The 21,717-nt window shown below is 42.2% G+C and carries 19 protein-coding genes; 6 read left to right on the top strand and 13 right to left on the bottom strand.

The genetic code is table 11. The features are described from left to right. Positions 1 to 30: 30 nt before the first annotated feature. A complete protein-coding gene (locus BM049_RS07895; RefSeq protein ID WP_245751896.1) occupies positions 31 to 1,953 on the top strand; it encodes a right-handed parallel beta-helix repeat-containing protein in 1,923 nt (640 codons plus the stop codon). 86 nt (positions 1,954 to 2,039) lie between these two features. Here the strand turns inward: BM049_RS07895 and BM049_RS07890 are convergent, their stop codons facing one another. From BM049_RS07890 to BM049_RS07850, 7 genes are all read right to left on the bottom strand, one after another. Then, on the bottom strand, positions 2,040 to 2,435 hold the full coding sequence (locus BM049_RS07890; RefSeq protein WP_091530245.1) for a hypothetical protein: 396 nt from the start codon (positions 2,433 to 2,435) through the stop codon (positions 2,040 to 2,042). Beyond that, entirely contained in the window at positions 2,432 to 2,806 is a 375-nt protein-coding gene (locus BM049_RS07885) for a hypothetical protein (RefSeq protein ID WP_091530242.1), read from the bottom strand. Before BM049_RS07885 ends, BM049_RS07890 begins: the two co-directional genes overlap by 4 nt. Then, positions 2,803 to 3,222: a hypothetical protein gene (locus tag BM049_RS07880; RefSeq protein WP_143079472.1), complete on the bottom strand. Its 420-nt coding sequence runs from the start codon at positions 3,220 to 3,222 to the stop codon at positions 2,803 to 2,805. The genes BM049_RS07885 and BM049_RS07880 overlap by 4 nt, the downstream gene beginning before the upstream one ends. A gap of 530 nt (positions 3,223 to 3,752) precedes the next feature. Continuing rightward, on the bottom strand, positions 3,753 to 4,007 hold the full coding sequence (locus tag BM049_RS07870; protein ID WP_091530236.1) for a hypothetical protein: 255 nt from the start codon (positions 4,005 to 4,007) through the stop codon (positions 3,753 to 3,755). Beyond that, positions 4,007 to 4,327 carry a type II toxin-antitoxin system Phd/YefM family antitoxin gene (locus tag BM049_RS07865; protein WP_177188645.1) on the bottom strand — a complete coding sequence of 107 codons (321 nt, stop codon included), beginning with the start codon at positions 4,325 to 4,327 and terminating at the stop codon, positions 4,007 to 4,009. Before BM049_RS07865 ends, BM049_RS07870 begins: the two co-directional genes overlap by 1 nt. A 779-nt stretch (positions 4,328 to 5,106) precedes the next feature. Next, positions 5,107 to 6,420 carry a CHAD domain-containing protein gene (locus BM049_RS07855; protein WP_177188644.1) on the bottom strand — a complete coding sequence of 438 codons (1,314 nt, stop codon included), beginning with the start codon at positions 6,418 to 6,420 and terminating at the stop codon, positions 5,107 to 5,109. A 164-nt stretch (positions 6,421 to 6,584) separates the two neighbouring features. Further along, on the bottom strand, positions 6,585 to 6,863 hold the full coding sequence (locus tag BM049_RS07850) for a DUF427 domain-containing protein (RefSeq protein ID WP_091530226.1): 279 nt from the start codon (positions 6,861 to 6,863) through the stop codon (positions 6,585 to 6,587). 178 nt (positions 6,864 to 7,041) lie between these two features. On the opposite strand from BM049_RS07850, the gene BM049_RS07845 reads away from it, so the two are divergent. Next, a complete protein-coding gene (locus BM049_RS07845) occupies positions 7,042 to 8,676 on the top strand; it encodes an alpha/beta hydrolase (RefSeq protein ID WP_091530224.1) in 1,635 nt (544 codons plus the stop codon). Between the two features lie 119 nt (positions 8,677 to 8,795). Here the strand turns inward: BM049_RS07845 and BM049_RS07840 are convergent, their stop codons facing one another. From BM049_RS07840 to BM049_RS07815, 6 genes are all read right to left on the bottom strand, one after another. Continuing rightward, positions 8,796 to 9,305, bottom strand: a complete 510-nt coding sequence (locus tag BM049_RS07840) for an SOUL family heme-binding protein (RefSeq protein ID WP_091530221.1) — start codon at positions 9,303 to 9,305, stop codon at positions 8,796 to 8,798. Positions 9,306 to 9,522: 217 nt separating this feature from the next. Next, a complete protein-coding gene (locus BM049_RS07835; RefSeq protein ID WP_143079471.1) occupies positions 9,523 to 10,164 on the bottom strand; it encodes a hypothetical protein in 642 nt (213 codons plus the stop codon). Positions 10,165 to 10,469: 305 nt separating this feature from the next. Beyond that, positions 10,470 to 11,450, bottom strand: a complete 981-nt coding sequence (locus tag BM049_RS07830) for a Lin1244/Lin1753 domain-containing protein (protein WP_091530216.1) — start codon at positions 11,448 to 11,450, stop codon at positions 10,470 to 10,472. A 262-nt stretch (positions 11,451 to 11,712) separates the two neighbouring features. Then, positions 11,713 to 11,943 carry a hypothetical protein gene (locus BM049_RS07825; protein ID WP_091530213.1) on the bottom strand — a complete coding sequence of 77 codons (231 nt, stop codon included), beginning with the start codon at positions 11,941 to 11,943 and terminating at the stop codon, positions 11,713 to 11,715. Between the two features lie 311 nt (positions 11,944 to 12,254). Beyond that, on the bottom strand, positions 12,255 to 12,992 hold the full coding sequence (locus BM049_RS12050) for an SEC-C metal-binding domain-containing protein (RefSeq protein ID WP_091530212.1): 738 nt from the start codon (positions 12,990 to 12,992) through the stop codon (positions 12,255 to 12,257). Between the two features lie 310 nt (positions 12,993 to 13,302). Continuing rightward, a complete protein-coding gene (locus BM049_RS07815) occupies positions 13,303 to 15,678 on the bottom strand; it encodes a hypothetical protein (protein WP_091530209.1) in 2,376 nt (791 codons plus the stop codon). Between the two features lie 221 nt (positions 15,679 to 15,899). On the opposite strand from BM049_RS07815, the gene cas9 reads away from it, so the two are divergent. The 4 genes from cas9 (at position 15,900) to BM049_RS07795 (ending at position 21,468) form a co-directional block, all read left to right on the top strand. Next, positions 15,900 to 19,142, top strand: coding sequence for a type II CRISPR RNA-guided endonuclease Cas9 (gene cas9 / locus BM049_RS07810; protein WP_177188643.1), 3,243 nt, complete (start codon positions 15,900 to 15,902; stop codon positions 19,140 to 19,142). Positions 19,143 to 19,320: 178 nt separating this feature from the next. Then, a complete protein-coding gene (gene cas1 / locus BM049_RS07805) occupies positions 19,321 to 20,223 on the top strand; it encodes a type II CRISPR-associated endonuclease Cas1 (protein WP_091530204.1) in 903 nt (300 codons plus the stop codon). Then, on the top strand, positions 20,171 to 20,536 hold the full coding sequence (gene cas2, locus BM049_RS07800) for a CRISPR-associated endonuclease Cas2 (RefSeq protein WP_307723341.1): 366 nt from the start codon (positions 20,171 to 20,173) through the stop codon (positions 20,534 to 20,536). Before cas1 ends, cas2 begins: the two co-directional genes overlap by 53 nt. Beyond that, positions 20,533 to 21,468: a hypothetical protein gene (locus tag BM049_RS07795; protein ID WP_091530202.1), complete on the top strand. Its 936-nt coding sequence runs from the start codon at positions 20,533 to 20,535 to the stop codon at positions 21,466 to 21,468. The genes cas2 and BM049_RS07795 overlap by 4 nt, the downstream gene beginning before the upstream one ends. The last annotated feature ends 249 nt before the right edge of the window (positions 21,469 to 21,717 follow it).

Genomic DNA, 21,717 nt, shown 5'->3' with positions numbered 1-21,717 from the left:
ATGGGACACAAAGACAAGGAGGAATGTCAATTGGTAACTGAATATCACGTAGCAAAAAGTGGGTCCGATCAATCTGAAGGCACAATAGAGGCCCCTTTTTTAACGATCAATAAAGCAGCTGCTGTCGCCATGGCCGGAGACACGGTCATCGTTCACGAAGGGGTCTACAGAGAACAGGTGGATCCTCAGAATCCCGGCTTGAGCAACTGGCGACGCATCACGTATAAAGCAGCTGAGGGTGAAAAAGTCGTGATCAAAGGTTCAGAAGAAGTCAATTATTGGAAGCATGTAGAGGGTTCTGTCTGGAAAGCCGTAATTCCAAACGACTTCTTCGGCGATTTCAACCCTTATAAAGAAGAAATCTACGGCGACTGGGTCGTTTATAGCCCGAACCGTCACCTAGGAGAAGTTTATGTCAACGGGAAATCCTTCTATGAAGTGGAAACACTGGAGGAAGTGAAAAATCCTGAAGTCAAAACAGAAGCCACGGAATTCTGGCAGGGCATCACGATCCCGGCTCATGATCCGGAAGGTCAGAAATACGTCTGGTACTCAGAAGTGAACGAAACACATACAACGATCTATGCTAATTTCCATGACTATAAACCGAATGCTGAACTGACAGAGATCAACGTGCGTAAAGCCTGCTTCTTCCCTGAAAAAACCGGTATGGACTACATCACGGTTCAAGGCTTTGAAATGGCTCAGGCCGCAACGCCTTGGACACCACCTACCGCTGACCAGCCGGGGCTCATCGGTCCGCACTGGAGCAAGGGATGGATCATCGAAAACAACGATATCCACGATGCCAAGTGTTCCGGTATCAGTATGGGTAAAGAAGCGTCGACCGGCGACAACTATTCAAGCAAGCGCCGTGACAAGCCTGGCTATCACTATCAGATCGAAACAGTCTTTTCTGCTAAGAAAGCCGGCTGGAGCAAGGAAAAAATCGGCTCGCACATTATAAGAAATAACACGATCCACGACTGCGGCCAGAACGGTGTAGTCGGTCACTTAGGCTGTATCTTCAGTGAAGTGTCAGGCAACCACATCTATAATATCGCCATCAAGCGTCAGTTCTACGGACACGAGATCGCCGGCATCAAACTGCATGCGGCCATCGATACGCAGATCGAAAACAACCGTATCCACGACTGTACCTTAGGCATCTGGCTCGACTGGCAGCTGCAAGGCACACGTGTGACGCGTAACCTGTTCTACCGCAACAGCCGCGACTTGTTCGTCGAAGTCAGCAGCGGGCCGTTCATCATCGATCACAATATCCTGACAGCCGACTACGCGATCGACAATCATGCTCAGGGCGGTGCATTCGTCAACAATATCGTCCGCGGACACATGGAACACAGAAAAATGCTCGACCGCTCGACGCCTTATCATGTGGCGCACAGCACGGACATCAAAGGGTTTGCCCCTATTTACGGCGGAGACGATCGCTGGTACAATAACATCTTCATCGGCGCAGAAGGCATTGAAGGCGTCGGGACCGATCACTACAACGGCTACACCACTTCGCTTGCTGAATATATCAGCAACGTCCACGATGACAAAGGCAGTGATCATGGCGCCTTCAACGTGGTGGAGCAACCGGTCTACATCAATCAGAATGCTTACCTGAACGGTGCCCACCCCTTCGGCCGTGAAGAAGAGAACCTGGTAACGGATCATGACCCGGAAATCAAAATCGTTGAAGATGGCGAGGAAGTCTATCTGGAACTGAATCTGCCTGACAACTTTGAGGAAATGAAAGGTCACGTTCACTCCACGCATACACTGGAACGCGTCCGTCTCACGGATGTTGATTTTGAAAATCCGGACGCCAGTGAAGTTGTCCTGAATCTTGATCTTTTAAGCAATATGAAAGCAGCACCGACTGTCTTAGGCCCTCTATCAGAGCTTAAGAGCGGCAAGAACCGCCTCAAAGTCTGGGGGTAAAAAACTCAGCAGAAGTTAAAAAGTGTACCGCAGCTTTTCAAAGCTGTGGTACACTTTTTTGTCATTTAAATAGGATAGTAATCTGTTTAGTTCATTTCTGTGTGAATGGCATCACGGAAGTATTTTGGATAGCTCGGGTATTTTGGGAACTCGCTGATGTTATCCAAATAAACGATTGTCCCCTCTGAATCGATATTAAAATGCACCGTTCCGGATGCGTCATCTGATCCTTCCCACTCGATCGTTCCTGTATCCTCTTCTAGCGTAATATCTGCAATGCGTAAGAAAGACTCTTCCAATTTGTGCTTGTGACTGGCGATCCAGTGGTCTTCCAATGCAGACCGTTCTTGTTCGCGTTTATCGAGACGTTCCTTTGAAACGTCCAAACGCGCAGACAGGAAGGCAACAACCAGGAAACCGATCATGATGAGTGCTGCAAAAGATAAAAATGTAAATCCAAGATAGGCATAAAACTTCTTCACTCTTCCACCATCTTTTTACTTATTAAATCAATGATCTCATCCATCACCGGATGATTATTATCGATATCATCACCGGACCGGTCGAAAAACTGGAAGGATGTACCGTTTCTAACGTAGAGGACTTTACCCCTTTCATCGCTGTCCACATCAGACCATACCACGACACCGCGTTCGTCGTCGATGATATTATAGGCTTCAATATATTCCGGCGCCTGTTCGATCTGCTGAATCGCTCGTTCTTCTTCCATCTTGGTCTGCTCATTCATTAACAAACTGATCATGACTCCGAAAAAGAATAGTGCAACGGCAGCCAAAGCGAATGAAATAATCAGACCTGCAGCAGACCCTGTATATGTAAGAAACTTTTTCATTCGACTTCACCCTCCTTGATTTCCGCTATGACGATACTGATGAATCGCGACCGGTCGACGTCACGAATCACATCCTCGTCAGTAAATAGGACGATGCCATTTTCCACAGTAAAGGCCGTTTTATGCTCGACACCGTCCGGATCTTCCCAAAGAATATGCCCGGCATCGCTTGACTCAAGGGTGATCCCTTTATAGGTCGAATGGTCGGGTGGGTCAGGTATTTTGTATTTCTGTTCTTTCAGCTGATATTCGTGCTGAGCCACTGTCACGATTTCATCGATTTCTTCTAAAGACAGGTCCCCGGCATCTGAAACCTCTGACGCTTCCGGAGTTTTAGCAAGGAGGCCGGAAAGGGATAGGAACAAGCCTGTAAGTCCTATAATGATCATCGAGTTATGAAAATAGCGTTTCATCATTCTGCCTCCCTCATTTATGTATATATTTAAATAATAATTTACCTATTTTAAATTGTCAAGGAAACAGATTTTTTGTTAGAGATTGGATCATGAGCTATCCTTTGATACCATTAAAAATAAGAAATACAAATGAAAGGTGATTCGTATTTTAGAACTGATTTTTTATATCATCCCAATCAGTCTGTTGGTACTATCCGTATTATTGATGTTTTTATATATCATGTTTTTTACACTTGTCATTGTAGCAGCATACTCAGTAGAAGTACTTTACTCTCTTACGATTTGGGTCGTGAAACTTATCCATTTAATTTTAGATACCTTAGAGTTCTTGTTGGATTTTCTTAATGACCAGTTAAATAATCTTCTGGTCAAATTAAACGATGAAAATACATAAAGTTTGAGTATGAATAAGTCTAACAAAGAAAAGCTACGTCACTTGTCTATAAGTGACGTAGCTTTTCTTTTTGAGGTTATGATCGGTTTTTTCTTCTTTGTTCAGCTGTAAGAAATACTTTTTCGTCTTCCCTATTTCAAATCGTCACGATTTCAATGATTTCTACTTGACCGTCTTTAGTCGGTTTAAAGATAAGTCGAATACCTAGTTTATTGTTTTTGAGTTCCTTGAATCCTGCTAATTTGGCATAATTTGTGTCACCCAAGTCTTTACCGATTTCAGAGCCTCTAAGGCTGAGACGATCTACAGCTATATCTACCCATTGCTTTAACGAACCGTCCAGCTTTTTGTAGTCTTTTTTCGCTTCTCTCCAAAAATAGACGTTAGCCATCAGTCGAAGAGATCCTCATCTGTCATAGCATCAAAAGGATTTCTGTCTTTTTCCGATTCAAGGACTTCACTAGCAGGAATCAGTTTTCCGGGCCCCTCATTGACGCGGGCGTTCAACTGAGCATAAAAAAGACGATTTTCTAACTCTTCATTTTTTTTAACGAGATCTTCATAGACATTCACGCTGATGATGACTGCCTCGGGTTTGTTATAATTAAATACAAAAGTAGGCTCTCCTGTTTCATTTGCTTCACTGACTATTTTAGAGAATTCTCTTTTCACTTCAGTTACTGATCTTGTCTTCACATCAAGTGTTTTCATTTTCTGCACCTCTTTCTCGTATATCTTCTTGCAACTATTATACTTCATTAAAGCACTTAATTCAAATCATAAAAAAGTGCTTATTAAAGCCCGTTTTCTTAGGAACTCAGCCATACAGCTCATTTCTTGTTCTTAAATAAAAAAAGAATTGATAAAAAAGGTTCATACGCGCTTGCCGGCGCGTATGACCATTATAGACAGGAAATTATGATGGTGGTTGAGAAAAATAAGACCAGCTGATATTCTTTTTTTGAGTGAACCGGCACAATTGAGTTTCGTTGTACAAACTGAGTGCCGTTACCTTTGCGGGTCGGTAATAAAAGCAGATCGTTGTGACCGCCCAAAATCATAAGAAGCGTGAGAGGGAGCTATTTACCCCCTTTAGTGACCACCCGCTCCGTTTTTACTAATCGGTTGGAAACAAAAGGCCCTTGTTTTACCTTCCCAGATTCCAATAAGCTTTGAGCGGGTCATACAGCGCCTAAATAGTGCCTGCTGACAGGATGTATCAGATTGAGTCTTACGAACTGCCTCAATATAGAACCCGCTCACATGACGGTCGTGTTCAGTGGACAGAATTATTTTTGAATCTGGCTGCTCGTAGTCAAAAAAGACGTCAGTGATCACTATCCCAGCAAATAGAAGCTTCATTGGGTCATTGAACACTGACCCCTTATGGAGAGTTAAATTTCACCATAGAAAAAGCATCAGATGCTGAGCAACTCACAGCCTCTGATGTTTTTTCTTTACTTGTTTGAGTCGATAGACCTTCATTCCTATCAAGCGTCATGCAGGAACGGTTCGTCATCGATCACTTCTTCGCGCTGGCTCAGCTGCCGTTCAGCAAGCGCAGTGAACGCCGCTTCAAGCTTAGGATCTTCGACTTTTTCCGCATAGTCTTTGAGCCACAGACTGTTGACATACAGATCCCCGATCTCTCCCAGCTCGTTCTGGATGGCCTTCAGTTTCTTCTTCGCCTTTTTCGCTTTCTTTTTAGGCAGCAGGGCTTCAAAGCCTTTGACAGCGTACCGCAGTTTTTTCGCTTTCTTTCTGACATCGTGCGCGGCTTCGTGGTCCGAGTGGTCGGCTTTTTTGAATGCTTTATACACTTTTTTCTTTCGCGAGTTGAAGCGGTCGTTCAAATAAGCCAAGACATCGCCGTCGTCTGTTTTATCCAGATCGAAAGAGAGCCGATTGATTTCCTCTCTACTTTCCTGCAGCATCTCTTCGAATGCCGCCGTCATGCTCTGTGTCAGGCGCGTGCGCATCCACTTACGCCGCTCGTTATGCAAATAGCGGAAGACCTCAGCATAATCGTCGATCAGATCGGGTTCCACAGCAGCCCGTTCGCTGCAGGACGCGATCAGCACATCACCTTCGCGCAGCGGCTCCAGTCGGTGATAGGCATCTTTGATCGTGTCATTCAGTGTCCTGTACGTCTCTTTGCCGATCAGCGGTTTCACAAAATGCAGCAGGGACCGCATTTTTCGCATGTTCACCCGGAAGCGATGGGTCTGTTTAGGTGAGTAAGGATTATTCTGAAAGTGGCGGTAAGACATTTCCATCGCTTCGACCTGCTTTAAAAGGACTGCTTTGATCGGTGCGACTTTTTCATCTGCTTTTTTTTTAGACGTCGGATCATTGTCCCAAAGGAGCTTGCCTTGTGTCCGGTCATCGTTCAAACGGACCAGTGCTGCCCCGCCTTTTTTGAAAGAGTACGGTCTGCTGGTCAAAAGGCCGACCCAGTCTCCCTGGATAGGCTTGTGGCCGACACACACAAGGCGCGTATCTGCATCCAGCGTCTGGACTTCATTTCTGAAAGCTGTGTAGTCCCCGCTTTCCAGGAACTCTTTCTCATCTGCTTCCGGCCAATCCATCTGTTCTGTCAAGATAGCGGCAGTCTGTTTGGCCCGCGCTAAAGGACTCGTCCACACTTTGACGTTTTGGTCTGTTTCCAAATCTTTCTTGACGGACGCGATAAAGTCTCGAAATTCTGCCTTACCCTCTTCAGTCAGCTGGCGTTTGGCATCGTCTTTATCCGCTGAGCGGTCTTCGGCTTTTCCATGACGGACCATAAGTAGCTCTATTGACATAGCGATCTCTCCTCGTAAATGTCTGTTCAAGTCGTTCTTTCCTGTATCGATGGACTGATTTTTTAGACGTGTTGCGTCAGTTGTCTGCGCCTTATTTGAAATTGAAACGAAAAACGGCTCCGGCTCATTCATTGTGATGAGCAGAGCCGCTTGGATTGAACTGATTATTCTTTCACGAATTTCTTGTCGAAGCAGATATGCCCTGTGATGTGTCTGGCCTTTTCTTTTGGGTCCTCATATGACCAGGCCCCATTATCGATGCGTTCGTCATCCACGACAATATGGTAATAGGTCGCTTCGCCTTTCCACGGACACGTGTACTCTTTATCGCTTTCTGTGAGACACTCCATTTTCACGTCTTCTCTTGGGAAGTAATGATTGTTCTCGACCACTTCTGTGTTGTCGCTTTCTGCAAGGACGGTGTTCTTATAGACAGCTTTCATCTTGACTCCTCCTCTTTTCGTTTCTCTTACTCCAGTATACGCCAAGTGGCCGCTTCATGAAAAGTATGAGCGCTTGACGAAGGACCTCTGCCCGCTGCGGTCCGAATGATTGCAACTGGCGGTGTGACCGGCTACAATTAAAGGGACAGTAAAAATCCGCAAACGATGGAGGAAGATCATGAACCGTTTTTTAAAGTCATTAGCTGTAATGAACAGTGTGTCCCTTGTTTTAAGTCTCTTTTACGTCCTGTCCCCTGAAGAAAGTGTCTTCTGGAACGCCTATGGGATACTGGTGATCCTGACCTTGACCGGGAATAGTGTTGCCGCCACCCTCAGGACCGATCAGAAAAAAGGGTCTGCCTTGTATCTGGTCCTATCCAGTGCCGGGATGACCGGCGTCGCAGTTTTAACGACGCTTGCCTCTCTGGACCCCGCTGACCAAGCATCCAGGAGTCTGGTGGGGATCGTCCTGTTCTTATCGCTCTTTTTAGTCGGTACCCTGCTGGCCGGGACCTCTTTTGTACATACAAACCGGCGAGGACACACAAGCCATGCACCTTCACGACAGACAGATTCGACGCCCAAAAAAGTCATGCGCATCATGCTGCAGATCCTGCTGGGGCTCAGTTTACTGGTCGGTGTTTTACTTGCGGTTTCGATGGTCACGAACGTCAGTGTCGGCGTGGTTGAAGCCGCCGTCTCCCCGTACAGTCTGTTTTACAGTTTCATCTTTTTGAGTACGGCCGGGCTTTTCCTCAAAGTCTCGCCTTTTGACTGGCGGTCGTCAAAAGGGATAAGCGTGTTGCTCATCGGCACCACCCTTTACGTGGTCTTCGCCCTCCCCTTCTTCTCGATCCCTATGATGCTGGAGGAAGCGGAAGAAAATTATACCGCAGCGTTTGGAAACGACTGGCAGGACGAGGACGACACGATCCCCGCCTTCAAAGAGCTGCCGGTGTCGCTCCCCGCGTTCTTCTTCGGCAGTCCTTCAGGCAACTATGAGCTGGAAGAAGATGTCCAGTATTATGCAGGCGACAGCGGCGTGGATGAGGGTCTGGACTTGCGATTTGATGTCTACACGCCCACAGAAAACGCAGCCGACCTGCCGGGTCAAGGATCCGTGCTGATTCGGATCCATGGCGGCGGCTGGAACTCCGGCGATAAGGGCCCCGAGAACTTTTCTCAGGTCAACAAATACTTTGCCGAACAGGGCTATGTGGTGTTCGATGTCCAGTATGGCTTGAATGCAGCAAGACAGTTCTCCGGCATCCTCTCAGCTCCCGATGATGTGACCGGAGACTTTTCTGTCAGAGACATGGTCCGCCACCTGGGTCTGTTTACGACGTATCTGGCCGATAATCATGAACGGTTTGATGCGGACATCGACTCGGTCTTCATTTCAGGCGGCTCGGCGGGCGGACATTTGGCCAATGCCTTGGCTCTGGGCGCCTCAAGCGGTCAGTACCCCGAACTCATCGACACACGGATCACGGTGAAAGGCATCATCCCTTTCTACCCGGCCAACGGTCTGGCAGGTTTTCCGGGTGTGGGTGATGCAGAGGAACTGATAGATCCAGATCTGTTAGTGGAAGAAGACAGCCCACCGGCCTTAGTCTATCAGGGCGATTTGGATACCCTCGTCGAGCCACAGGTGACCATTGATTTCAAAGAGGCGTATGTAGAAGCGAATAACAGTGACATTGCGATCATCTGGCTGCCGTATGGCTCGCACGCCAGTGACCTCTATTTCACCGGCGTCTACAACCAGACCTTCATGTATTATATGGAGCGGTTTATGTATCAGTTCCGGTAAGCTCAAAGGTTATCTTAAAAAATGACGAAGAAAACACGTGTATCGAGAGGCGGAGATCCCTCTGTCCGATACACGTGTTTTTAAGTGCGATGACGTTGCATTATTGAAGAAAGGTGTGCTTAAGCGCTCTTGACTCTCACCCAGATCTCGTTTTTTCTGAAGGGCGGGAGCGTGAAAGGACCACTGTAAGAGGCCACCATAAAGGCCGACTGTTTTTCAAAGCCTTTGTCCGCGACCCACTGATTCAGCTTTTCTTTCATACTGATTTCTTTGGTGCGACTCCGCTTGCCGGAAAATTGGATGACCGCGAAGACGCCTTCCTCGAACGCTTCCACCTTCAAATTCGGATCAGTCGGCTCGGGCACCTGTCCCCAATACTTCTTAGGAACGACGAATGCCATTTTTCTGTTCTCATCCGTCTCCTCCTGGATCACTGGTACCGTCATCGAGATCTTTTCATTTTCCTGATTTTCACTGGAGATATACTTGAACAAGGTCCGGAAGCCGCGGTCGACATCCGGGTCTGCCCGGTTATCGTATTCCACGATATAGAACTGGCCATACTTCCGCAGTTCAAAGCTGTTCTCTTTCTCCAGCACCTCAAAATCAGGCGTCTCATAGTTTCCCATCGTCTCACTCCATTCCCTAAAGGTTGATGATCTTACTGACAGTATATCATTTTTGGTTTGAAACCCTTAATGATCGCTTTCAGCCTGATGGATTTATGATTTGGACTCAGTCTTTGTATACAAAAGGACGGCCCGGACTTCAGCACGTTCAGAAAAGACGCCACCCTAAAGAATCGTGTCCTAAAATCATTAGTCGATTGCTATCTGACTTAATCGGTCAGCGGTTATATGCACCCCAGTTGACAAGCATACTTTCGGCTGTCGTTTGGAAATCCTGCACTGTCCGTTCGTCCGTTTCCGGTAATGCCTCCCAGTCAGATGCGTTCGCAATGATTTCGCCGTCTGCTTCGACCGTGAACCGTACTTCGCCCCTAATCTGTTCGCTGCTTGCGTACTGCATCGTGCCTTCCGTTAGGTCGTCATTCATATAGCCTTCCATGAAATGAATAGCACGTGCATCCTGTTCGTGCTTACTTTTAATGGCGCCGACGAGTCTGCTATAAACCCCCTCGTCTGTTGGTTGGTCCTTGGTGAATACAACCTCGCTCTCTGGAGATATTTCGAATCCCGACGTCGTCACTTCTTCGTAATCGATCGGTTCGCCTTGGACTGTATAATACCACGTGATGAATCCATGACCGGCTGGGTGAATTGCCGGTGTCTGGATTTGAAGTTCAGGTTCCGGTTCTTCCTGTATTTCTGCAACCTCAGTCTCCTGTGCAATCTGATAGTCTTCAGCCCGGGCCTCATTTTCAGCAGCTAATTCGAGACCCACATTAATGATCAAGGCGCTGAGAGCAACGATGGAAAATACAGCCATAACTAGTGCAGCGATGTTGAAGTGTTTTTTCATTTTCATATCCCCTCCTGTATTTGATGGCTGGTTTCACGGTCAAAAACAGTGACTGATCGTAAAAGGTTTATTGTTTATGTATATATATAAACAATAAAAAACATGTAAAAAATTGTCAAGTAAAGCTGTTACTTGTAAGTATGTTATAGGCATGCTGAAAATAAGCAGCCGAAGAGTACAGCGACGGTTACCTGGAAAGGGCAGGCAAAATAAGTCTCCGCTGGCTGCCCTCTGACTCCCGTGGTAAAAGCCCATTCTTGAAGAACACTGTAAATGGGTTTTTCCGGCACAAAGGGACAAAAGATAGACCTCTAGCCTTGTTTCTTGCATCTGATGCGTTCAAGAGTGTTTTTAATACTCTGATTCGTTATTTCGTCAACCGGTAAATCATCAGCGCTATACTCTGGGGCTGCCCACAAGGGTAAGGTTTCCTGCTTGACGGATCGAGTATTGACTCTTTGAGCTTGCTGTTTAAAGGACACATCGTAGGCAACAAGGTCCGCAAGTGTCTGGACCTGCTTTCGCTTGAAATCATTTAAGATCGCATTTAAATAGCTGAAACGCTTCCCGTTCTGCTGGGTACGGTCGATCGCTTCAAGAATAATGGGTGCTTCAAACACGCTTAACCAGTTAGTTAACTGGCGTTCCACTTCTTTGGTCGGTGTTTCGATCTTTTCAGCGTAAGCTTTTAAGACGGTCAAATCATCATCATCGGTTTTCAGTGGTTCACTTTCGTTTTTTGATGATGATATCCTTTCCTTTTCTTTATTTTCCTCTACTATACTTTGTGGAGTTAATGTTGACATTAACTCAGCTAAGTCCAATGACGGCTCTAATTCCAATGTTTCTACTGTGATTTCAGGATAAAGGGAGACGATAGATAGATTGGTGTACTTTTCAGTCTCCTGTTCAGACAGCAGGAAATACTCTTTCACGGCATTCACGTTTTTGCGTCGGCTCACCGCTTCAAAGTAGCGCTTCTGGATCCCGTGACTCGTTAAGATCCCGTAGTCATCGAACAAAGACTGGCTGAAGAGGCCCCACCTCAGTCCTGCAGCGACGATCGCAGAAACAAGAGAGACCTCCACACCAATTTTTCGACTAAAGAGCTTCAGTTCTTTCTCGCCCCAGTGGTACATATACCCTTCCGCATAGATTTTCATCATTAATCTGATCGTCACCGCAAAACCTTCGAGTCCAAATTCCGATTCGATCAAAGCGATCTTGTCATCCTGATCGATCGAAACGTCCAGTGGAAAATAAGTCAAGCCTGTCTGTAGTGGTCGCGCCATTTTAAACACTCTCTTTTCGTTAAGTTATTTTGGGTATAGTCTTTCACTTATTAATAACGAAAAGAAATTGGGAAGTGTAACCGATAAACGTATATTATTTTAAAAAGTTTCTGTGCTTTATCTGTTCAAGAGAAAAAACTTCATTCGGAACGTATTGCTTTTGACAGGAGGTTTTCATTTTCCTACCCATATAAGAAAAAAGAACTTCCGATGAGTTGGAAGTTCTGACGCTGATTCTATCTTTTTATAACAGACGTTTGTTTTACCCAAAATTATAATAAAAGTTTAGAATGATCAGCAACATACTGATTATTCCCCAAACGATTACACCTCTGATCCACCAAACGATGGCTTTTTCTTTCTTCGTCTTTTCCTCGTATTCACTCTTTTTCTGTATATGCGCCAGCTTTATATCCATCCCTTTTTTCATGAAAAACAGAACAGAAAATCCGATAACTATGAAACTAATCGTAACCCAAAGCAACAAGTCCATCTTTGGCACCCCCTTTTTAGGTGTAATAGTTATGTCGTGTAGTCCTATCTTATACTAACCTCAGTTTATCATAAACAACCGTCGAAACTAAGTAAGCTCACTGCTGATTATTTAGCCGTTCAAAGCCTCTTCATTCTCCTAGGTTGAGGACTGTAGGATAACTAACACAGAACACTAAAAAAGGTCAGCAACTGTCAAGCAGCAACTGACTCTTTTTAGATTAGTTAATTTTTAAGTATCTGTTTGTGAAAGAAGTTAAGCCCATTTGTAGTGGTCACGCCATCGACAACACTCTCTTTTGACTATTATGATTAAACTTGTCGGGCGTTCATTTTCTGGTCTTTATCCAGACAACATTTTTTGTACTTCTTCCCACTGCCACAGTGGCACGGATCGTTGCGTCCGAGTTTCTTCGTTTGAGACGATGCTTTATTTTCTGAGGGAACTGCCGAGACGGTATACCCTTGTTCCTTTAATTCTTTATTTGTATGTCCATTGTTGTCCCAAAGTCTGACGTTATTTTGAAGTACCTTAACCATGCGACTGACCGTTTCTCTTTGTTTTCTGCTTTGGAACGTGACTCCCCTATGGTCAAAAATATTCATTAGACTTTTGAAACGCGCATTCACTTCGATCATGCCCTGGACATCTTCACAGACATCTGTTGCACGGTCGTCATCTCCATCCAAGAGATTTTCTAAAACATAGTGATATATGGTCGTATAAGCCGAGTTCTGTTCAAAGTAAAAGTCATCGACATACTTCAGCAGTTCCTCTTTTTCTGGAATATACCGCGGCTTGCCTGCTTGTTGTTGCAGCATAGCGTCCAAACCATCAAACGTCAGAACAGTCTCATGGGCAAAATGCTCGTCCTCTAAGTAAACAAAGGTTTTTTCAATTGCTTGCCTGTTTTCCAGGTAGCACTTTTCGACATCTTCTGTCATCACCTGTTCCTCGTTCTGATCATTATAAATATCTGCAACAACCGCTTTGGGTACCGCTCCGTAAAGGTGTGCTGATGCGACTATATATTGAGACAATAGATTCATATGTTAACCTCCAGGATGTATTTGAAACAATTGTATCATGATTCAGATCAATTGGATTAGTAATATACGTGATAGTGTATAAATTTTAAAATACAGCTATTATTCACATAAGTTAGCATCTTGCAGGATCATTTTTACATTCTCGCTGGAATTACAAATCTTTATAGCGAGAATGTAAAAAGTATTATTTTATCGATTTTAGATACACTCTATTTTTAAAAATCTATTGATAAGTGACTTTTAAGTTATACTCAGTATTTATTCGAGGAAGGAGTTAATAACATGTATAAAGAATCAAACTTTGTGCGATTTAAATTTCTTCTTCATTTAAACCGACTTCGAAAGAGCTGATAAACTTCCTTAAATTATCTCTTGCAATATTCATGGTGGTTAGAGTCTCTTCATTGTTTTTTATTCTTTCTTTGAGATTTTTCTTTTCTTCATCATCTGCGTCATCGAGTCGCATTCTTAATTCGACTAAATTCTTTTCCTTCTCAGTTATTTTTTCAATATATTGTTCATATACAGTGTTTGAATATTCAATATCATGTTCATCATTCAAAAAGACTTCTCTAATTGATACGAGGAGTTTGGCAGATTGTAATATAGTATGTTGTTTTCCAATTAGATCAACTGCACCGACTGTACCTCCAGTAACGCCTCCAACACCTAAACCTAAAATTGCTCCGCCACCTACGATAGTCATGGTCCCACCTGCTACACCAGCACCACCAGCTGCAACCGCTCCGCCACCTAAATATGCCAGCGATGCTGCTGTTAATGCAGCTCCATGAAGACCGGCAAAATGAGAGCCTACTAAAATAACTGCAATCTTTGGAGCTAAAGCCCCTGCCGTCGCAACGGTTAAAATAGTAATGACAGCGGTAATCGATAATGACTTTATGACTGTCTTTAGTGTTTCATTTAATTCAAACATGATTTTATTATATGTCTTTCGAAGTCTATCTACATACCCATCCGGATAATAACTGACTTTGAAAAATGTCTCGAAAAATTTATCACCTTTATTTTTTCTATAGCCATTTATTCGATTTTGCAGTTTTTTGTATTTTTCGCCTGGTACTTGTCTTCCCTTTTTATCTTCTTCGACTGATAAAGGAAAATAAGGTTCAAATAACATTGCTTCAAGTAACACTAATCTGAACCAAGTTTCATAAGGATTGTTTTGTTCGATTCTTTTGATCAATTCTTTCTTTGAGTACCAATTCAGCTCTGCCCCTTCAATATCTAAAAATTTAGGAAAATGTTTAGTCATATAGTCTTTCCATTCTTTAAGCCATTCATGTTTTAAGAGTTTAATATCCTGTGATTTACGAGGTGTTTTGGTCAGTCGTATATCATTTAACGTTTTGTGGTATTCAATATTATATAAAATTTCTGTCTGTTCAATGGTAAGGCCAAAATTGTCGGTCGTCATATCGTCACCTATCCTTTTATACAAAGTATTATCGGTTTTACTGTAGGAAGCCTGTTGAATATTTTTGTACATAGACCTAATCTTTTTAATGTTCCTGGCTCTCAAGCCCCAGCTTACATCTTCCCCGATAGCAACCGCAAATCTCCCTACTCCCACATAGTTGATTGATACCCAGTATGTTTGAGTGATGAGAGCCTCTCCAACATCGATGCTAGTAAAGACTCCAGATGCAATGGAAAGCATTCTGCTTATAGTGGGATTATTGTGAGGTCGCACTGTTTCCCAGTTGATCTGTTTCAGCTCTGAGATAGTCTGAATATCATTGGTCTTGATTTCTAAAGCTAAATGGCGAAAGAAGTAGAAACTTCTAACGATACTTTCGTTGGCTATGACAGGGATCGCTTGCCGCCCGATTTCGATTCCAAGACCCATCTCACCTCGCAGATCAAACCTTATTTCCTCACCTTTAATCATTTTACCGTTTTCATTTCTTTTAGCGAGTAACGTTCCATTAAAAAGTTTTGATAAGAACTTAGAGAGCGTGTGGTCCTGAATAGTGATGTTTTTAAATAGTGGAAGTGCTGAAAGTTCTTTTGCTAATGAAAGTAATGGTCCAGGTATGCCAGTTCCACCACTTTTCCCAGCAGTAAAACTGGAACCTGCCATATCGCTAACAAGATGAAAGAACCATACAAAGGTCCCGTTTATTAGTTTGGAGTGGATATTTTCACCTATGAACCTTCTACTTCTCTCTGTGACATCCAATACTATAAAGTTTCCAAGAGTATCTGTTCCATAGGATTTATAAGTAAATTGAGTAAGTATCGAGAACGCGAGTCCTGCAATAGATGGATGGTGAGCAAAATCTCTCAAATGATGCTGCAAGCCACCACCAAGTTCTGGTGTATTTCCATCGCTTGGAACAGGAAAGTGTTCTTCTAGAAACCTGACTGCAGATTGTATGTCCTCGGTATCACTGCCTAGGATATTCGCTGTCTTAATCACGAATTTGTCTATATCCTCACTGGCAACATCTCGACCTCTATCAAGACTAAATTCTCCCACCCATAATATATCAAGCATGGCACTCAAAATTCCACTGCTTATAGATATGAGATAATCATATTTATCTGCTTGACTAGTTAATAAGTCAATTTCGCTGTCTAAATCATAAATGATTCTATCGAGATCGAAGTTTCCGTCATCATATTCTTCAAGCCTTATCTGTAAATCCTCAGTTCCGGTCATACTTTTACTCCCTTCTAAAAGGTACTAATTAAATGAACAGTTTAATACTTAGCAATACATTTAGTTATAATATATATATTATAATGCACTTTGTCTTTATTAACCACTCCTTTAAAAAATTATCACTCAATATAGTGGAATTATTCGAAACAATGAGAAATTGAATCCCTTTTCATGTTACAATAGCATAAATATATACAATGAGATTTGGAGGAGACGTAATGGCAAATTTAGTTTTGGGATTGGATATTGGTGTGTCGAGTGTCGGCTGGGGTATTATTGACAAAGATACGAATGAAGTAATCGATGCAGGCGTTCGGTTGTTTGAAGAAGCAACACGCAACGCGAATGAAGACCGACGTAATTTCAGAGGTGCGAGACGTTTAAAACGACGTCGTAAACACCGCCTGGAGCGAGCAGAAGATTTTTTAAAGTCAAATGGTTTTCCTGTAGATGGTATCGGTTCTATTGACCCTTATCGTGCTCGGTATGTTGGGTTGTCGGAAGAGCTTTCAAAAACTGAGCTGGCTGCCGCCTTGTATCACTTGATCAAACGACGTGGAACGACTATCGACACACCGGAAGAAGATGAGAAAACTTCCGGCAGTGAATTATCTACCAAAGAACAACTGAAACGCAATGCGAAAAAACTGGAAGATAAAAACGTAGTAGAAATCCAGTATGAAAAATTAGTAAACAACGAGGTCGTTCGTGATCATAAGAATCGATTCAAGACAAGTGACTATATCAAAGAAGCGAAAGCATTACTTGAAACTCAGCGTGAATACCATGCTGAAATAGATGAAGAATTTATCGAAGGTATCGTTGCACTCATTAATAACCGCAGACAATATTATGATGGTCCAGGATCTAAAAAGTCTCCTACTCCCTATGGTGAGTGGTATTTTGATGAAAATGGTGAATTGCAGCACGAAACGATGATCAATAAAATGCGAGGAAAAGGAACGTATTTTACAGATGAGTTACGTATTCCAAAAAAAGCCTATACGGCAGAATTATTCAACCTCTTAAATGACTTGAACAACCTTCGCTTCCCTAGGGATGAAACCATGGATGGTTTGACGACTGAAGAAAAAGAGACACTAATTAAGAATCATATAGAAAAAGGCAGTAAAGTAACACTGAAAAAAATTGCCAAACTTGTCGGTATTTCTAACGAATTGGATATCAAAGGTGCCCGACTGAACTTAAAAACAAATAAACCGATCTTTTCAGAATTTACTGGCCTTAAAAAGCTAAAAACAGATTTAAAAGGTGTTGATACACCAGAAGGATTCTTTGAAAATATCGAGGTATTGGATCAGATTGCAGAAATCTTGACCGCTGAAAAAAGCATCGCCCGCCGTGAAGAACAGCTGGGTCAGTTATTCGAACAAGCATATGGTAGTCCCTTGAGCGATGTCGTTGCTGGCCTAGTCAATGACACGTCGATCAAGGAATACCACGCACTGTCTAAAAAAGCTATGGACCTTATTTTGCCTGAACTTTGGGAGACCAATAAGAATCAGATGCAGCTCTTTACAGAACATGGGCTTGGAAAAAGTCGACTGGAACAGCTACAGAAAGGATCAAAAATCCAGTTTGATGATGAAGCGATCTTAAGTACGGTCGCCCGCCGCGCACACCGTGAAGCCATTAAAGTAACGAATGCAGTTAGAGAAAGATATGGGGAACTCTCTCATGTCGTTGTCGAAATGGCACGCGAAAAGAACAGTGACGAAGCAAAGAAATCCTATAAAGATTATCAGAAGAAAATGGGTGCGTTTGAAAAGAAAATGGCCAAACTGCTTGACGTTAAAGAATTAAAGGACTTGAAACTGAACGGAAAACAGATGCTTGCTTTGAAACTGATGGACAGCCAGGATTATAAATGTATCTATACGGGTAAGCAGATTTTACCACATGATATTGTAAACCAAGAATATCAGTTTGAAATCGATCACATCATCCCTCTCTCCTACTCTTTTGACGACAGCCAGCAGAACAAAGTCTTATGCTATCGTCAAGAGAATCAGGATAAAGGCCAAATGACTCCTTTCCAATATTTTCAAAGCGGCAAGGCGAAGCGGACATTTGATGAGTTTAAAGCAGAGTGTACAAATTTGTTCAAGTCCAAAAAGATATCAAAATGCAAGTTGAATTATTTGCTCGAACAGCGTGACGTCCAGCATGATCCAGAAATCCAAAAGAACTTTATCAACCGCAACCTTGTCGATACGCGTTATGCTATGCGTAGTTTTTCATCAAACTTAAGAACATTCTATATGAATAACGATATTGACACGAAAGTCTTATCTATCAGAGGAAGTTTCACCTCTGCCCTCAGACGTCGTGCGAGATTGCATAAAGATAGAGATCATTATGCTCATCATGCTATTGATGCATTGATCGTCGCAGCCATTGGAACAACACCGATACTGAAACAGTTTAAATCAACGGACTTTAACCGTGAAGGTATTGCAGTCAACACAGAAACAGGAGAAATCGTTGGTGAAAAGGATATTTTTGATTCCCCTACTCGAGATTTCATTCACTGGTTAAGAAATATGGAAAGTGAGATCAAGTATTCTCATAAAGTCGACCGAAAACCGAACCGGACAATGACGAATCAAACCCTTTATTCTACTCGGGAAAAAGATGGCGACCAGTATGTTGTTGGAAAAGTAAAAAATATCTATGAACTGGATAAAAAAGGATTCGACTCACTTAAGAAAAGAATCGACAAAGACCCAGACAGCTTCTTGATGGCCCAGCATGATCCGAAGACATGGGAACTCGTTTTAAAAGTCATGGATGAACATAATCACGCGGACAATCCTTTCCAGGATTTCTACAAAGAAAATGGTTATATCAAAAAAGACGGTAAGGTCCCTGTTAAAGGCTTGAAGTACCTGGACTATAGTCCGGGAATATATGTTGACATCACTCATAAATATCCTGACGCAAAACGCAATGTGCTATTACTAAAAAGAAAAAGTTTACGTATTGATGTATATAAAAATGAAGAGGGCAAATATAAATATATAGGTGTCCCTTACAACTGGTTCAAAAAAGATGGGGATCATTACATTTTAGATAAAGAAAAATATTACGGTGAAGAAGGTTTGGCAGCCCCTTACAAACAAATTGATGACTCCTACGTTTTCCAATATAGTTTCTATAAGAATGATCGAATTTCATTTTTTAGGGAAGAAAAAACGAGAGATATTGACACTGGTAAGAATAAGAAAATATTAGTTCAATATAAAAATAAAATATTTAGAGGAGACAACGATCCTCGTCGAAGTACTATAGAATTAAAAGATAAGTCATTTAGCGATAAAAAGCAGCAGAAGTTCACTATAGGTACTCTTAGAGATTTAAAGAAATATAATGTAGACATCTTAGGTAATGAGTACCCTATAGATAAAGAAACATTTCAGGATAAAATCCCTTCAATTTAAAATAAAGGGTTTACATGTATACCTTGGTTTGGTATAATATAGTTGTCCTCGACGGAGGACTCCGTTATACCAAAGGTTGAGAGAACCTACCAAAAAAAGGCTTTATGCCGAGATCACAGATCAGCCCCTTTCGTTGGGGCTTTTTTGGTATCCAAATCCATGAAATGAGGTGTTTCATATGAGCTGGCGCGTCGTGTATATCGAAAAGTCTGATCGGCTGAAACTGTACCTGGATAATTTAAAAGTTGTCAGAGAAGAATCCGAAGTCCTTATCCCCTTATCCGATATACATACCATCATCGTTGATAATCAGCAAACCGTAGTTACTGCAAGACTTATTAATAAACTTTCCAAATATCATATCCTGCTCGTTTTTTGTGATGAAAAACATCTTCCTAACACCTACGTCTTGTCTCCCCACAGCCATCATCAGTCATCCAAGATGCTGAAAAAGCAAATGGATTGGTCCCCTACTTTCAAAGAAATCATGTGGAAACAGATCATACAAATAAAGATTTATAATCAGGCCTCCGTTCTTCACCATTTAAAGCGAGATGAACCGGTGATCCATCAACTGTATGACTTGGCTGAAACAGTTCAGCAGGCTGATCAGTCTAACCGTGAAGGCCATGCGGCTAAACTGTACTTTAAGGAACTCTTCGGTTCCTCTTTCATACGTGAACGCAGCAGTCTAGACGGTATCAACTCAGGACTGAATTATGGCTATATCGTCATGCGCTCGACGGTTGCGCGTAGCTTGATAGCTTCAGGGCTTCATCCTAGTCTTGGCATCGGTCACGACAATCAGTATAATGCCTTTAATTTGGCTGATGATTTGATTGAACCATTCAGACCGATCGTTGACCTCTGGGTAGCTGTTTTAATGAGCGAAAAGGATTATCTTGATTTAAAAACTAAGCAAAAACTCGTGTATTTGATCAGCAACAATAAAATTATGATTGGCAATCAAAAGCAAACGATTTTAAACGCAATATCTCTTCTCATTCAAAGTTTTATTAAAAGCATGGATGAAGAAAATCCCGATTTACTGGTGTATCCAGCTAATGGGATCGCCATATAGATTTATGCGTCTCATGCTATTTTTTGATTTGCCAATGAATACACGAAGTGAAAGACGAACGTATGCGAGATTTAGAAAGTATTTGATAAAAAATGGCTTTACCATGGTTCAATTTTCAGTTTATTCAAAGATCTTTCCTAACCGCAGTTCTTTAGATACGTATATGATGACATTAAGACAGAATCTGCCAAAACATGGTTCGATACGGGCAATGGCTGTGACTGAGAAGCAGTATAATAAAATGTACCTACTCGTAGGCGACCAGACATTGACTGAACAGACGCTGACAGATAATACGATGGTGATCTTATGAAAGAGTGGCGATTTAACGATCCAAAAGCTACCACATTATTAATGAGTCAGATAACTCTTCTAAAAGGTACTATTTTTGAATGGCAGGAAGTTATAGAACGGATCAGACTAACGTTTGAATTAAAAGAATATGATCTTTTTGAAAGTGAAGAAAAAATACATGTCGATGATTATTATTTAAGTATCTTGTCAAATTCTGATGACTATTATTCTCCAAATTTAAAGGATTCTAAAGACGCCTTAATGGCCTTGTTTGAAGCATACTTAGAACTGTCCCCTTTCTACAAAAATCTAGTTGAAAGCTGGGAAGAATTACAGGAAGAAGTCGAACTTTTAAGCCAAGAACTCGGTTATTCTGCCGAAGTCCGATTAGATAATTATAAAAAGAATATTGTCGAGGATCATTTAAAATGGAAAAGCAGCAAGGGAAATGCTTTGGAGGAAATGCTGCAGCAGATTAAGTTGACGAAAAAGTCTAAACCTGATAAAAGACATATTTTTATTCTAATATCTCCTGAAAAAACCTTAAACGATAAAGAGCTGGTGAAACTGAATGATCAACTGCAGCAATCACCAGGTTATTTTATTGTTGTAAGTGATTTTTCGTTTTCAGGCTCTCAGAATATTTTATACAACGATCAGATAATTAATCAGGCATCTGTAACGAGCTATAAAGACACAATCAGCACTCTATTACCTTTTGTATTCAGTGAAAACAAATTTGAAAACTCTCTAAAGTGGTATATTAATTCTGTGGGTAAAAGTAATGGAAACATCATAAAATTATCTCTGTCGTCTGTGGATAACTTGGAAGAATTAATTTATGTTTTTATAATGATATACGTAACTCAACTCCCGTTTACTGTTGACTACACGGGCATTCCTGAAGGTTACAAAAAGTACATTGAATCAATAATTGAATCTGGGGTATAATGAAATTGGCATTTTGGTACTCTCTCATCCTTTGGTATAACGGAACGGTTGAATTGCATTCCACATTTTCAAGAAGATTTTGGTACTCTCTCATCCTTTGGTATAACGGAACCGCTCAGTCGTCTGTCAGCGTTAGTCTTAATTTTGGTACTCTCTCATCCTTTGGTATAACGGAACCAACTGGGAGAAAGCGGACTTGTCCGAGGTATTTTGGTACTCTCTCATCCTTTGGTATAACGGAACAGACGG

The organism is Alkalibacterium subtropicum (assembly GCF_900112455.1).
Taxonomy (GTDB): domain Bacteria; phylum Bacillota; class Bacilli; order Lactobacillales; family Carnobacteriaceae_A; genus Alkalibacterium; species Alkalibacterium subtropicum.
The sequence above is the reverse complement of the archived record's forward strand: the minus strand, read 5'-3'. Positions and strand labels throughout refer to the sequence as shown.